The organism is Sphingomonas sp. UNC305MFCol5.2 (genome assembly GCF_000712135.1).
GTDB lineage: Bacteria > Pseudomonadota > Alphaproteobacteria > Sphingomonadales > Sphingomonadaceae > Sphingomonas.
Genome location: NZ_JOOE01000002.1, coordinates 400,408 through 414,127, shown reverse-complemented (window position 1 = coordinate 414,127; position 13,720 = coordinate 400,408). Strand labels below are relative to the sequence as shown.

Here is a 13,720-nt window from a genome sequence, read left to right as displayed (position 1 = left end):
GACGCGTTTCATGGCTTTGACCGGACTCGATATCGTCGTGCTGCTCGCGATCGGCGGGGCGGCGGTGCTGGGCTTCATCCGCGGGTTCGTGACCGAGGTGCTGGCGCTGGGCGCGTGGCTGATGGTCGTGCTGGTGCTCAAGCTGTTCCATGCGCCTTTTGCCGAATTGTTGTCGGGCGCAGTGGGCACCGCGCAGGGCGGGGCGGTGCTCGCCTTCGCGATCCTCGCGGGCGCGACCTATCTGGGTGGGCGGCTGATCGCCAACACGATCGGCTCGCGGATGCGCGACAGCATCCTCGGACCGATCGACCGGGCGCTGGGCTTCGGTTTCGGAGCACTCAAGGGACTGGTGCTGGTGAGCATCGGCTTCCTGCTGCTGGTGCTCGTGTTCGACACCGTCGGCGGCGGACCGACCGGACGGCCCGACTGGATCACGCATTCGATGACCTATCCCTTGCTCGACAAATCGAGCGCGACGGTGGCGGACTTCGTCGATCGGCGGCGCAAGGGCGAGCCGGTGTTCGGCGGAGATGACGACAACGCCGCGACGGAGAATTCCAGCAGCGCGGCGAAGTAGATTATCCTTCCCCGCAAGGGGGAGGTGGCATGCGAAGCATGACGGAGGGGGAGGAAGCACGTCGTTACGTTGGTGCTTCCTCCCCCTCCGTCGCCTTCGGCGACACCTCCCCCTTGCGGGGGAGGATTTTTATTGTGGGGGTCGCATCCTCGGCCCGGGTCCCTTAAGTCGAAGGGACATGAACGCGCCGCTATACAACACTCAGATCCTTCGGCTCGCCGCCGAGATTCCCTTTCACGAACGGCTGGCGAACCCGGCCGGCAGCGTCGAGAAGCGCTCGCCGGTGTGCGGAAGCCGGGTTACCGTCGATGTGGATCTCGACGGCGAGGGCCGCGTCGGCGCAGTGGGGATGCTGGTCCGGGCCTGCGCGCTGGGACAGGCATCGGCATCGCTGATGGGCGCGCATGTCGTGGGGCGCAGCCCTGAGGAGATCGCTGCGGCGCGCGACGAACTGGCCGCGTGGCTGGCCGCCGCGCGAAGCGATCCGCCAGACTGGCCGGGGCTCGACATCCTCGCGCCGGCAATCGCGCATCGCGGGCGCCATGCGGCGATCCGGCTGGCGTTCGAGGCGGCAGCCGAGGCTGCGCTGCAGGCGCGCGGCTGATGGAGGATCATTCCGGCCTTTCGCTGCTTCGTGACGGCGTGCCGTTGCTCGGCTTCGCGCTCGTCTTCGTCCTGATCTTCCGCCGGCTCGGGCTCGGCGCGACCCTGGGCTTCCTCGTCGCCGGTGCGGTGGTCGGGCCGCAATTGCTGGGGCTGGTGGGCGACGCCGAGGGCAAATTGGGCATCGCCGAGCTCGGCATCGCCTTGCTGCTGTTCCTCGTCGGGCTCGAGTTGAGCCCGTCGCGGCTCTGGCGGATGCGGCGCGACATTTTCGGGCTCGGACTGATGCAGGTGAGCCTGTGCGGGCTCGCGGTCGCCGGGATCGTCTGGTTTGCCGCCGAGCCGACGCCGGCCGCCGCGCTGGCGCTGGGCCTGCCGCTCGCGCTCTCCTCGACCGCGCAGGTGCTGCCGCTGCTGCAATCGGCGGGACGGTTGCGCACGCCGCTGGGCGAGCGCGCCTTCGCGATCCTGCTGTTCCAGGATCTGTCGATCGTGCCGCTGATCACCATCGTCGCGGCGATGTCGCGCAACCCCGCGGACCTGCACGGGCCGCCGGGCTGGCTGCTCGGGATCTACACCGTCGCCGCGATCGTCGGGCTGGTCCTTGTCGGGCGCTATGTGCTGCGCCCGGCCTTCCGGCTGATCGGCAATCTCGGCGAGCGCGAGATGTTCGTGTTCGCGGGGCTGTTCACCGTGATCGCCAGCGCGGCGGTGATGGAGATGCTCGGGCTGTCGGCGGCTCTGGGCGCGTTCATCGCAGGCGTGATGCTGGCGGACTCGCCGTATCGCCACGAGCTCGAGGCCGATGTCGAGCCGTTCCGCGCGATCCTGCTGGGACTGTTCTTCCTCGCGGTGGGGATGACGCTCAATCTGCACGCGATCGCCGAGCGGCCGCTGTTCGTCGCGGGGATGGCGCTGGCGCTGATCGCGACCAAGGCCGCGATGATCATGGGGCTGGGCATACTGTTCGGAATGAAGCGGCGGCCGGCTTTCGCGCTGGGCGTGCTGCTGAGCCAGGGCGGCGAGTTCGGCTTCGTGCTGTTCGCGCAGGCGCAATCGGCGATGCTGATCACCGGCGAGGCGGCGAGCATCTTCGGGGCGATCGTGACGCTGTCGATGGCGACGACGCCGTTCCTGATGATGGCGACGAAGAAGCTGCGCACCGAGCCCGAGCGGAGTGCCGACGGGATGGAGACGCCGCAGCATGAGGGGTCGAACGCGGTGGTGGTCGGCTATGGCCGCTTCGGGCAAACGGTGGCGCAGATGCTGATCGGGCAGGGCATCCCGGTGACTCTGGTCGATACCGATGTGGAGATGATCGAGACCGCGGGCACCTTCGGGATGAAGGTCTATTATGGCGACGGCACGCGGACCGACATTCTCCGCCAGGCGGGCGCTGCCGATGCCGAATTGCTGCTGTTCTGCCAGGACGGGGACGGGCTCGATACCGAGGCGCTGGAGGGGATCCACCATGCCTTTCCGAAGGCGACGATCTTCGTGCGCGCCTATGACCGGCGGTCGGTAATGAAGATGAAGGGCGCGCCGATCGCGGGCGCGGTGCGCGAATTGCTGGAGAGCGCGATCGTGATGGCGCGGCGCGCGATGGACGCAGTGGGCGTCGACGGCGCCGAGATCGACAAGACCGAGGCCGAATATCGCCGCCGCGATTACGAGCGGCTGAAGCTCCAGCGTGAGACCGGCGACATCTATGCCGCGCGCGATTCGATGTTCAGTCAGGCTGGCCAGGCCGCTGCCGCCGAGGCCGATCTGGAACCGCGATGAAGAACCGGCCCTTCCGCGAGCGGATGGGATTCGCGCTGGAGGGCATTCGCACCGGCTGGGCGCGCGAGGCGAGCTTTCGTACCCAGACCGCGCTGGCGGGCAGCGCGCTGCTGGCCCTGATCGTGCTGCGGCCGGCGCCGGTCTGGTGGGGGCTGGTGGCGGTGACCTGCGCGCTGGTGCTGGCGCTCGAACTGCTCAACTCGGCGATGGAGGCAGTGATCGACTTGCTCCACCCGGGCATCCATCCCTCGATCAAGGTCGCCAAGGACATGCTGGCGGGAGCGGTGCTGTCGATCAGCATCGCTGCGGTGATCGTGGGTATCGCGATGGTGGTGGCGACGGCGCCGAAGTTTCTGGCGGAGATCGGGTGGTGAGACTGCTGACGGTGCTCGCGGCGCTTTCGGGGGCGCTGGCGGTGGCGGCCGGGGCGTTCGGGGCGCACGGCGTCACGGGCCAGGCGGCGGAATGGCTGCGGACCGGCGGGCAGTATCAGCTCGTCCACGCCGTCGCGGCGCTGGTGGCGGTGCGGATGGGCGCGCGTGTTTCTCCGTGGCTGTTCGTCGGCGGGGCGGGGATATTCGCGGGGACGCTGTATCTGATGGCGCTGGGGCTGCCGCGCTGGCTGGGCGCAATCACGCCGATCGGAGGCACAGCGCTGATCGCGGGTTGGATCTGCCTCGCGGTGACGGCGGCGCGGGCGAAGACATGAAAAGACGGGCAGCATTCGCGTTGGCGGTCGCGGCCCTGGACGCGTCGAACGGGGCAGCGCACACTATGCCGCCGACACCAGTGCTCGCCGAGGATTTCGAATCCGATCAAGGCGCGGTCTACCGGCTTCTCGCGCAGGACTCGCGGCTCGTCGCGGTGGCAGGTGAGGGTGTCGGTGGCGGCCGGGCGCTTCGGACGACCTATGTCGGCGGGCCGACCGGCAGCGGCGTGATGGTGCGCGTGATCCCGCTCGGACAGGCGGGCAGCGACTATACGCTGAACTATGACGTGCGGTTCGATCGCGACTTCCAGTTCGTGCTGGGCGGGAAGATGCACGGGCTGGGCCCGGCCCGCCCGATTGCCGGCGGCAAGGCGCTGCGTCCCGATGGCTGGAGCGCGCGGGTGATGTGGCGCGAGAACGGCCGGGCGGTGACGTACACCTACCACCAGGACCAAGGCGACCAATATGGCGAGGATGGCCGCGCCGTGCGGTCCTTCGCCTTCGCGGTCGACAGATATTACGCGGTCTCGCTCCATGTGCGCGTGAACGATGCAGCGGACCGGGCGAGCGGTTTCGTCCGCCTCTATGTCGACGGCACCCTGGTCTCGGCGCAGGAGGGGGTTCGCCTTCGCGGCACGTCGGACGCGGAGGGACTGATCAGCACATTCCTGTTCAGCACCTTCCACGGCGGCGGTGATCCGAGCTGGGCACCGCGCAATGCGGCCGGCGACTATGCCGACGTGCACGCGTATTTCGACAATCTCGCGGTCTATCCGGGCGAGCGAATCCGCAAGCGGCCCGGCGCCTGATCCGCGCTCAGCCCACCGGCACGAAGGCGAGGTGCTGGAAGTCGTAGCTGAAATCGGCGAGCGGCGAGAGCGGCTTCATCGTGATGCCGGTGACCTTGCCGTTCGCAACGGCGAAAGTGACCGTGGCGTCTTCGCCCGCGCCCTTGGGGAAACGCGTACGGAAAGTGTCCGTGCCCCACGGCTCGAGCATGCTCTTGAAAACGGGGGTGGGCAGGAAATCGATATGGAGACCCTTGCCGCGCGTGGTGACGACGATGTCGCCGTACCAGGGATCGCGGTAGCGCCCGGCATAAGCGGAGAGCGGCAGGCTGGGGTCACCCGCCGGGGCCTTGTCGACGCCACCGCTGCCCAACTCGGCAAGACCCTCGGCCTCCTGCTTCTTCACTCGTGCCTGCACCGCTGCGACCCAGTCGAAGGCGGGGGCGCCGATGATCAGGTCGAGCAGTGCATTGCGGATGCCACCGGAGACCGCGTCCTCGGTGTTCGAGAGCACGACCACCGCGGCCTTGCGGCCGGGGAGCATCGCGGTCTGGGTGACCTGACCCGAGAGACCGCCCGAATGGTGGACCAGCCGCTCGCCGCGGAAATCCTGGATGAACCAGCCGAGCGCATAGGTCTGGGTGACGCCGCGGGCGGGCCAGGCGTCGCTCGGGCCATCGGACGAGGCGACGATCGTCTGCGGCTTCCACATCTCGGCCTGCTGCGCGGGACTCCACAAAGCGCGGCCATCGGGGAGCTTGCCGCCGGCGAGCTGGAGCTGGAGCCATTTGGCGACATCGCTGACGCTGGCGTTGATGCCGCCGGCCGCGTCGGTCATGATCCCCTCGTCCGGGGCGATGACTTCCATCGGCCCCATACCGCGCACCGGCGGACCGAGCCGGGCATGGCGGCCGGCGACGTCGGAGGTGGTGAGGAAGCGGAGCGCAGGCACCGCGTCGGTCATGCCGATGGGCCCAAGCAGCCGTTCGGAGACGAAGGCGTGCCACGGCTTGCCCGAGAGCTTCTCGATCAGCAGGCCGGCGACGACATAGAGGATGTTGTCATAGGCATAGCCGGTGCGGAAGCCGCGCTCGGCGGCGAGGAAGGGCAGGGCTTTCAGCGCGTCGCTGGCGGGGCGTTCGGTGGCGGGGAATTGCATCAGGTCGCCGGCGCCGAGCGCGAGCCCGCTATTGTGGACGAGCAGGTCGCGCACCGTGAGCAATTCGGTGACGCGCGGATCGTGCATGCGGAAGTCGGGAAGGTAATCCTTGACCGGCTTGTCCCACGCGACCTTGCCTTCCTCGACCAGCATCGCGAGCGACGCGGCGGTGAACGCCTTGGAGTTCGAGGCGATGCCGAAGCGGGTATGGATACCGACCGGTGCGGGCTTACCGAGCGTGCGGACGCCATAGCCTTTGAGATAGACGGGCTGGCCGGGGCGGATCACCGCGACGGCGATGCCGGGCGTCTCGAATACGGTCATGAAGCGCGCGACAATGCCGTCGATCGCGGGATCGGCGAGAACGTCCTGCGCGAAGGCAAAGCTCGGCAGCGCGGCGGCGCCGAGACTGGTGAGCGACAGGGCAAGCGCCTGGCGTCGATTGACTTGCAGGCCGGCCATAGTGATCCCCCAAGGTTGTGGACGGAGCTTAAGGCGAAACGTGCCCCAAACAACTCCCCTCCCTGCAAGGGAGGGGTCGGGGGTGGGTGCGACCCCGGCGCAGGCCGGGGGAGCCCACCGAGCTGCCTGGAATGAAGAAAAGGCCGGGCATCGAGCCCGACCTTTTCTAACCCACCCCTAGCCCCTCCCTTGCACGGAAAGGGAATAACTGGGGGCTTACTTGCCGACGATTTTCTCGATCTGCGCGGCAGTCACCGGATGGTAGCTCGCGCGGGCTTCCTCGAAGAAGCGCCTGGCGATCGGCTGGCCCCATTCGCCCTGCTTCATCAGCCCTTCGTAGATCGGGCGGATCAGCAGCCCGCGGCCGACGCTGTTCACGAAGACCTGGATCGAGTTGAGCGCGGGATCATAACGGTTGGCGATCGCCAGCTCGGCCCAGGCCGAGCGGACATAGGCGTTGGTCGAGCCCGACAGGAGGAGCGCCTCGTCGAGTTCCTTGAGACGCGCAGGCGTTTGCTGGCGCGGCAGGCCGTTGAGGAAGCGCAGCCATTGCTGGGTCGCCCAGCCTTTTGGATCGACCGCCGAGACCGGGCCGCCCGCCTTGACCGCGGCGAGCTGGGCATCGACCTTCGCCAAGGTCGCCGACTGGACGTGGACCGCGTTCTCGGGAAGGCCGGGCTGATATGCCCAGCGATCGAGCTGGAGCTTGTCCTCGAGCGCCTTGTCGCCCTTGATCAGGTTCTTGCGGATATCGGCGAGGAAGCCCGCGGTGGTCTGCGGCTGGAAGGCGTGGCGATCGAAATAGGAACGGAGATACGCATCGAAGCGCTCGCGGCCGACCGCGCGCTCGATCGTGCGCAGGAAGGTCGAGCCCTTGAAATAATCGAGCTGCCCGGCGGTGGCGCCGGGCTCGCCGTGGAGGCGCGTGGTCGGCGCGGATTGGCCGCCGGCATCGGTAATGTCGCTCTGCAGGCCGTCCCAATCGAGATCGGCGTACATCGCGGCGCGCTCCTTGCCGTAGACCGCCTCCATGATGCGGTTTTCGAAATAGGTGGTGAAGCCCTCGTTGAGCCACGAATCGGACCAAGTCGCGTTGGTGACGAGGTTGCCCGACCAGCTGTGCGCGAGCTCGTGCGCGACGACGTCGGTGTTCGAGCGGTCGCCGGTGATGATCGTCGGCGTGAGGAAAGTGAGCGTGGGATTCTCCATCCCGCCGAACGGGAAGCTGGGCGGCAATACCAGCATGTCGTAGCGGCCCCAGCGATAGGGACCGTAGAGCGCTTCCGCGGCGTCGATCATCTTTTCGACGTCGCCCACTTCATACGCGGCGCCCTCGACCATAGAGGGCTCGCTCCACACGCCCGAACGCGGGCCGGTGGCCTTGAAGGCGAGATCGCCGACCGCCATCGCGATGAGATAGGGCGGAACGGGCTTGTCCATCCTGAAACGGAAGCGGCGCTTCTGGTGGGGGACCAGCTCGCCCTTCGCGCCGTCAAGCCGCTCGCCGCTCATCACTGCGACGAAGCCGTCGGGCACGATGAGCGTCGCCGACCAGGTCTGGCGGATGCCGGGGCTGTCCTGCGTCGGGATCCAGCTGCGGTTGTTGATCGGCTGACCCTGGCTGAAGAGGTACGGCACCTTCTTGCCCGCGGTCAGCTCGGGCGCGAGCCATTGCAGCGCGCTGGCGCCCGGCCTGGTCGAGTAGCGGATCGCAATCTGGTTGCCGCTGGTGGGCAAGTCGATGGTGAGCGCCGAGCCGAGTTCCTTGTCGCGCGGGCCGACGGTGTAATGCAGCGGCTTGCGGTCTGCGCCGGTGACTTCGGTGATGTCGAGATCGTCGATATCGAGGACGATCTGCTTCGCGCCGCGCGCGGGCAGGATGTCGAGCAAGGCGCGGCCGGACAGCGTCTTGCTCTCGAAACTCACGTCGAGGTCGAGATCGACATGCGTGACGCGGGCGACCTGCGGCTCGGCATGAGTCCACACGTCCTTTGCCTCGGGCGTTGTGAGGATCGGCGCTGGGCCGGCTTGCTGGGCCATAGCGGGGGCAGTGATCACGAGCGCGGCGAGTGCGGGTAGGAGAATACGCATGGCGCGTTGCTATGCGGATCGGCGATGAACGGCAACTGAGCGGTGAACCGGGGGCCGTGCGGCTGGGCTTCCCAATGTGCCGGATCACCTTCTAGGCTGGTACAAAAGGGAGAAGACCGATGCGGGCGATTGGGGCGACTTTACTGGGCGCGAGCATGCCGTTCCTGTTGGCGGCGGCCGATCCTGAACCTTTGATTATCGATGCTGGGTCTGCACTCTATCCGGCAGAGGCGCTTGAGCAAAAGCTTCACGGCGACGTTCCGATCACGCTGAAGATCAGCGAGACCGGCGAACTGCGCTGCTCGGTGGCACCGAACGAGGCGCTGGCGGTGCTCAGGCGGCCGAGTTGTGCGTTGGTGGCGGCGCGAAACATCTTCGAGCCGCCAGTGAAGGACGGAAAGCCAATCGCGCAGGAGTATAGCTTCATCATCCGCTGGAACCCCGCACGGGACGACGGCCAGTTTGGCGGCGCGATCCCGATGGGGCGGGCGCATTGGATCACCTTTGCGGATTATCCGGCGATTGCGGGGCATCACATGATGACCGGCAAGATCGAGCTCAGCTTCGACATCACGGCCTTTGGTCGCGCGCAGAATTGCAGGATCACGCGCACCGGCACGACCAATGCGTTGGCGGGAGGGATGTGCCCGTTGATTCTCAAGCGTGCGATGTTCCTGCCCGCGCTAGGAGCCGATGGCCGGCCGCAAGCTACCAAGGGAACACTCAAGCTCGATTGGAAATGGTGCGAAGCCACCGGCGAGGCCCGGAGGCACTGCCCTGGTCCGGATGCGGGGGCTTGAACGGCCCAGGCTAGATCGCGCGGAACTCTGACGCGCGTTGGCGAGGGGCGACGATCTTACGCGTATCTGCCCGTTCCCGGCAGAGTCCGGTGCCCGCATCGGGGTGGCCAATTGGGTGGGGATGCTCTCACCCGGGATTGCAGCTGGCTCCCGGCCGTCGCCGGGGTACAGTTTGTGAGTCGGTGTCAGGGGGAGGAAATGCCCTAGCGCGGCTGTGCGTCGAGAAAGTCTTCGACGTCCTTCAGGTCCACAGTCTTGTCGAGGAAAGTCTGGCCGATCCCGCGGGCAAGCAGGAAAGGCAGCGTGCCGGCCGCCATCTTCTTGTCGTGTAGCATATGCTCGACGAGACGCGCGCCCGAGGCAGTGATCCCCGCGGCGGCGAGGCCGTCCGGCAGTCCGATCGCGCGGAGGTGGGCGGCGACGCGTTCGGCTTCCTGACCCGGGCAGAGCCCCAGTCGCGCCGAATAAGCGAAGGCGAGCGCCATGCCCGCGGCGACGCCTTCGCCGTGGAGCAGCGCGTCGGAGAATCCAGTCTCGGCCTCCAATGCGTGGCCGAAGGTGTGGCCGAGATTAAGAAGCGCGCGCTTGCCGGTTGTCTCGCGCTCGTCTTCGGCAACGATCCGTGCCTTGGCGGCTACCGAATGCGAAATTGCAATTTCTCGCGCTTGCGGATCGCCTGCCAGCAAGGCTGCGGCGTTGGCTTCGCACCACTCGAAGAACGCAAAATCGTCGATCAGGCCGTACTTCACTACCTCGGCGTAGCCGGCACGGAGCTCGCGCGGCGGGAGCGTGTCGAGCACTTGCGGATCGATCAGCACGATGCTCGGCTGGTGGAAGGCGCCGATCAGATTCTTGCCGGCGCGGCTGTTGATCGCGGTCTTGCCGCCGACCGAGCTGTCGACCTGCGCTAGCAAGGTGGTGGGGATCTGGATGAAGTTGCAACCGCGCTTGAGGATCGAGGTGGCGAAGCCGACCAGATCGCCGATCACGCCGCCGCCGAGCGCGATGACATGGTCGCTGCGCTCTATCCCCAATTCGAGCAGCCGATCGGTGAGTGCCTCGAGCTGGCTCCAGCTCTTGGTCGATTCGCCCGGCGGGAGGATGACCGCCTCGCTGGGCGTGCCGAGGCTGGCCTGCAGCGTTTCGAGCTGCGCGCGCACATTCTCGTCGGTGACGATGACGAAGCGGCGTCCCTTGGCGAAAGGCGCCAGCGCCTCGCCGGCGCGGGCGAGCAGCCCGGCTTCGATGCGGACGTCGTAGCTGCGGTCGCCCAACGCGACGGGAACGGTATTCAAGTACAGATCGCCTTCAGAATTTCGTCGACGGTGGTGTCGTGCGGAGCCGCTATGCTCTGCACGCGGATTGGCGCGAGCGCATAGAAAGGATTTCTTACCGCCGCCAATTCGGTGAGGATCTCCTCGGGATCGCGGCCGCGCAGCAGCGGGCGGGTGTCGCGGCGGCGGACGCGGTCGGCGAGTACCGTGGGCTCGGCGTCGAGCCAGATCGCGATCGCCTGATCGAGAATCAGGCCACGGGTATCGTCGTTGATAAAGGCGCCGCCGCCGGTGGCGATCACCTTGGGCGTGCCGTCGATCAGCCGGGCGATGACGCGGCGTTCGCCGGCGCGGAAATAGGGTTCGCCGAACTTCTCGAAGATGTCCGATATCGTCATGCCCGCCGCGGCCTCGATCTCGTGATCGGCGTCGACGAAGGGCAGCCGCATGCGCTGCGCGAGGCGCCGGCCGACCGTGGTCTTGCCGGCACCCATCAGCCCGACGAGCACGATCGGCTTGCCCTTCCAGGGGCAGTCAGGAGCGGGCGCTTGCAACATCGTCGGGGGGCTATACAGCGAGGGCGGGTCTCGGGCAAAAGGCCCGCGCAATTCTCAATTTACGGACCTTTCCATGTCCCGTTTCCTCGTTGTGCTCATTGTCCTCCTCCTCGTGCTGATCGGAGGAATCGTCTTCCTCTCGACGCGCAGCACCGAGCAGGAACCGGTTCGCATGGAGAAGGTGGTCCCGCTTGATAACCTCACGAAATAAGGTTTCGCGGATCGGCTTTGCGGCGCTGCTGCTCGCCGGCGTGGGGATGCCCGCGCTGGGGCAGGATACGCCCGAATCGCTGCTGCCGCCGGGCTTCGACGATCCCGCACCGACGCCCGCGCCGGCGCCTGGGCCGGCCCCTGCGCCGACACGAGCCGCCGCACCGGTCGCGCCGGTAGAGGGTGTGACGCTGCCCCTCGACAATAGCTTGGGGAACGTGGCCGAGGGCGAGGTGCCGCAAGCGGCCACGGTCGATCTGTCGCGATACGAGCTTCCCGAATTCGCGCGACATTCGCTCGATCGGGTGGGCGTGCTTGCCGCGGGCAACACCGCGTTCCCCGCCGATTCGTTCGGGCGGAGCGACGGGCGCTGGCTGCAGGTGTTGATGCGTCGGATGAATGCGCCGATCGCCTCGCGATGGGCGTCGATCGTGCTCCGGCGTGCGCTGATGTCGCCGCTCGATACGCCGGCTAACGTCAACGGCGCCGATTTCGCGGCCGACCGCGCCTGGGCGTTGCTGCGCATGGGCGAAGCCAATGCCGCACGCGCCGTGATCGACGACATCGACGCAGAGAACTACACGACCTGGCTCTATCAGGTGGCGATGCAGACTGCGCTGGCCACCGGTGATCCGGCGGCGCTCTGCCCGCTCACCGGCAAGGGTGCGGCGGCGATCCAGCAGCGCGGCTGGGCGCTGGCGCAGGCGATGTGCGCCGGGCTCGCCGGCAAGCCCAATGAGGCGGGCCAGTTGTTCGACCGTGCGCGTTCGGGGACGAGCCCATCGGACATCGATAATCTGCTCGCCGAGAAGGTGCTCGGCACCGGCGCGCAGGGGCGCCGCGCGGTGACGATCGAATGGAATTCGGTGCCCCAGCTGACCGCGTGGCGCTGGGGACTGGCGACCGCGACGGGTGTCGAGGTGCCGGCCGAGCTCTACCAGACCGCGGGCCCACAGGTCCGTTACTGGCAGGCGCTCGCGCCCAATATCGATCCGGCGGCGCGTGCGGCGGCGGCCGAGCTCGCAGCTACGGCGGGCGTGTTTTCCAACGCGGGGCTGGTCGATCTCTATTCGGAGATCGAACAAAGCGGCGATTCGGGTCCCGGCCAGACGATCGCGCGCGACCTGCGCACTGCCTATACCGACGGCGATGTGAGCAACCGCGTCAAGGCGCTGCGGACCTTGTGGGACGGCGCAGACAGCCCGCGCGCGCGCTATGCCCGGCTGATCCTGACCGCGCGTGCAGCTTCGTGGATCCCGGCAAACGACAAGGTCGAGGATCCCGACCGGCTGATCGCGGCGATGCTGTCGTCGGGATATGAGAACGCGGCGCTCGAATGGCGGGGCGTGGTCAAGCCTCGCAGCGAGGGCTGGGCCTTGCTCGCGCTCGCCGATCCGGGCGAGTCGCGGATGGCCGTGGGCGATGTCACGGGCTTTGCGGACACCGGATCGCGGCGCAAGGCGCAGATGCTGGCCGCGGGGCTGGCCGGTCTCGGCCGGTTGAGCGCGGGCGATGCGCAGAGCGTGGCGGCGACGCTCGACGTGCCGATCGGCGGGGTCAATGCCTGGACGCAGGCGATCGACGCCGCCGGGCAGCGCGGCGACGCGGCGACGGTGGCATTGCTCGCCGGCGTGGGCATGCAATCGGTGAGCTGGGACCATGTCGCCCCCGAGGCGCTGTTCCACATCGTCGCGGCGATGCGCGCGGCGGGGATGGTCAATTATGCGCGGATGATCGCCGTCGAGGCGGTGACGCGGTCGGCTTGACCGGATTTGCCGATCACGCGCTGATCGAGCGCTTCCTCGAAATGATGCGAGCCGAAGCGGGTGCTGCTGGGAATACCATCGCTGCCTATGGCACGGATCTGCGGCTGGCCTCCGAAGTGCTGGAGGGGCGGCTGGGCGAAGCGGGCGTCCAGGAACTCGAACGACTGGCGGGCGAATGGCAGGCGCTGGCGCGCTCGACCGTAGCGCGCAAGGCGGCGGCGCTGCGGCGCTTCTATGCGTTCCTGGCGGACGAGGGCCTTCGAGCCGACGATCCGAGCGCGGCGCTGCCACGGCCGGGTACGTCGCGGGCGCTTCCGAAAGTGCTGAGCATCGAGGATGTCGACGCGATGTTCGCGGTGATCGCGGCGCGGCAGGCGCGGGTGCCCGCCGATCCGCTAGACCTGCGGCTCGCGGCATTGATCGAATTGCTCTACGGATCGGGACTGCGTGCCACCGAATTGGTGTCGCTGCCGCGCAACGCAGTGGCGCCCGACCGGCCCTATCTGATCCTCAAGGGAAAAGGCGGGCGTGAGCGGTTGGTGCCGATCTCGGACCGGGCGCGGGCGGCAGTGGCGGTGTGGCACGCGCATGTCGCGGTGGGGCGGCCCTGGCTGTTTCCCTCGGGTAAGGCGCACCTCTCGCGGGTGCGGCTCTATCAGCTCGTCCGCGCGCTGGCGGCGGAGGCGGGGATCCCGCCCGATCGCGTGAGCCCGCACGTGCTGCGCCACGCCTTCGCGACGCATCTGCTGGAGGGCGGCGCGGACCTGCGCGCGCTGCAGGCGATGCTGGGGCATGCGGATATCGCAACGACCGAGATCTACACGCATGTCGACAGCAAAAGACTGGTCGATCTGGTCAATCAGCGGCATCCGCTGGGCGAGGCCTTGGCCAAGGCACCGGGTGCCGCGCGCGTTGACGCGAAGCCCGGCGCGTCCTAACCGC

General features: G+C 67.8%; 13 protein-coding genes. 9 read left to right on the top strand and 4 right to left on the bottom strand.

Translation table 11 applies throughout. From position 1 onward, the window contains the following. Positions 1-10: 10 nt before the first annotated feature. The 6 genes from BR78_RS0109115 to BR78_RS0109090 all read left to right on the top strand — a co-directional run bounded on the left by BR78_RS0109115 (position 11) and on the right by BR78_RS0109090 (position 4,480). Positions 11-577, top strand: coding sequence for a CvpA family protein (locus tag BR78_RS0109115; protein WP_025560425.1), 567 nt, complete (start codon positions 11-13; stop codon positions 575-577). Positions 578-755: 178 nt separating this feature from the next. Further along, positions 756-1,181 carry an iron-sulfur cluster assembly scaffold protein gene (locus BR78_RS0109110; RefSeq protein WP_025560424.1) on the top strand — a complete coding sequence of 142 codons (426 nt, stop codon included), beginning with the start codon at positions 756-758 and terminating at the stop codon, positions 1,179-1,181. Continuing rightward, entirely contained in the window at positions 1,181-2,962 is a 1,782-nt protein-coding gene (locus BR78_RS0109105; protein WP_025560423.1) for a cation:proton antiporter domain-containing protein, read from the top strand. Before BR78_RS0109110 ends, BR78_RS0109105 begins: the two co-directional genes overlap by 1 nt. Next, positions 2,959-3,336, top strand: a complete 378-nt coding sequence (locus BR78_RS0109100) for a diacylglycerol kinase (RefSeq protein WP_025560422.1) — start codon at positions 2,959-2,961, stop codon at positions 3,334-3,336. The genes BR78_RS0109105 and BR78_RS0109100 overlap by 4 nt, the downstream gene beginning before the upstream one ends. Further along, positions 3,333-3,671, top strand: coding sequence for a DUF423 domain-containing protein (locus BR78_RS0109095; protein ID WP_025560421.1), 339 nt, complete (start codon positions 3,333-3,335; stop codon positions 3,669-3,671). Before BR78_RS0109100 ends, BR78_RS0109095 begins: the two co-directional genes overlap by 4 nt. Before the next feature lie 65 nt (positions 3,672-3,736). Next, on the top strand, positions 3,737-4,480 hold the full coding sequence (locus tag BR78_RS0109090; RefSeq protein ID WP_025560420.1) for a polysaccharide lyase: 744 nt from the start codon (positions 3,737-3,739) through the stop codon (positions 4,478-4,480). Positions 4,481-4,487: 7 nt separating this feature from the next. On the opposite strand, the gene BR78_RS0109085 is transcribed toward BR78_RS0109090, so the two are convergent. Together BR78_RS0109085 and BR78_RS0109080 are read right to left on the bottom strand one after the other, a co-directional pair. Beyond that, positions 4,488-6,080: a serine hydrolase gene (locus tag BR78_RS0109085; RefSeq protein ID WP_029725230.1), complete on the bottom strand. Its 1,593-nt coding sequence runs from the start codon at positions 6,078-6,080 to the stop codon at positions 4,488-4,490. A gap of 216 nt (positions 6,081-6,296) precedes the next feature. After that, a complete protein-coding gene (locus tag BR78_RS0109080; RefSeq protein WP_029936242.1) occupies positions 6,297-8,171 on the bottom strand; it encodes a M1 family metallopeptidase in 1,875 nt (624 codons plus the stop codon). A 167-nt stretch (positions 8,172-8,338) separates the two neighbouring features. Between BR78_RS0109080 and BR78_RS0109075 the strand changes: the two genes are divergently transcribed. Further along, entirely contained in the window at positions 8,339-8,971 is a 633-nt protein-coding gene (locus BR78_RS0109075; protein ID WP_197021336.1) for an energy transducer TonB, read from the top strand. Between the two features lie 203 nt (positions 8,972-9,174). Here BR78_RS0109075 and aroB read toward each other — a convergent pair whose 3' ends face one another. Continuing rightward, positions 9,175-10,266 (bottom strand): 3-dehydroquinate synthase, encoded by a 1,092-nt coding sequence (gene aroB / locus BR78_RS0109070; RefSeq protein WP_029936238.1) that lies wholly within the window; start codon positions 10,264-10,266, stop codon positions 9,175-9,177. Beyond that, complete coding sequence (locus BR78_RS0109065) at positions 10,263-10,802, bottom strand: shikimate kinase (protein WP_029936236.1); 540 nt, start codon at positions 10,800-10,802, stop codon at positions 10,263-10,265. The genes aroB and BR78_RS0109065 overlap by 4 nt, the downstream gene beginning before the upstream one ends. Before the next feature lie 191 nt (positions 10,803-10,993). Here BR78_RS0109065 and BR78_RS0109055 point away from each other — a divergent pair, with 191 nt between their 5' ends. Beyond that, positions 10,994-12,778, top strand: coding sequence for a hypothetical protein (locus tag BR78_RS0109055; protein WP_231478217.1), 1,785 nt, complete (start codon positions 10,994-10,996; stop codon positions 12,776-12,778). Continuing rightward, on the top strand, positions 12,775-13,716 hold the full coding sequence (locus BR78_RS0109050) for a tyrosine-type recombinase/integrase (RefSeq protein WP_037566416.1): 942 nt from the start codon (positions 12,775-12,777) through the stop codon (positions 13,714-13,716). Before BR78_RS0109055 ends, BR78_RS0109050 begins: the two co-directional genes overlap by 4 nt. Positions 13,717-13,720: the final 4 nt, after the last annotated feature.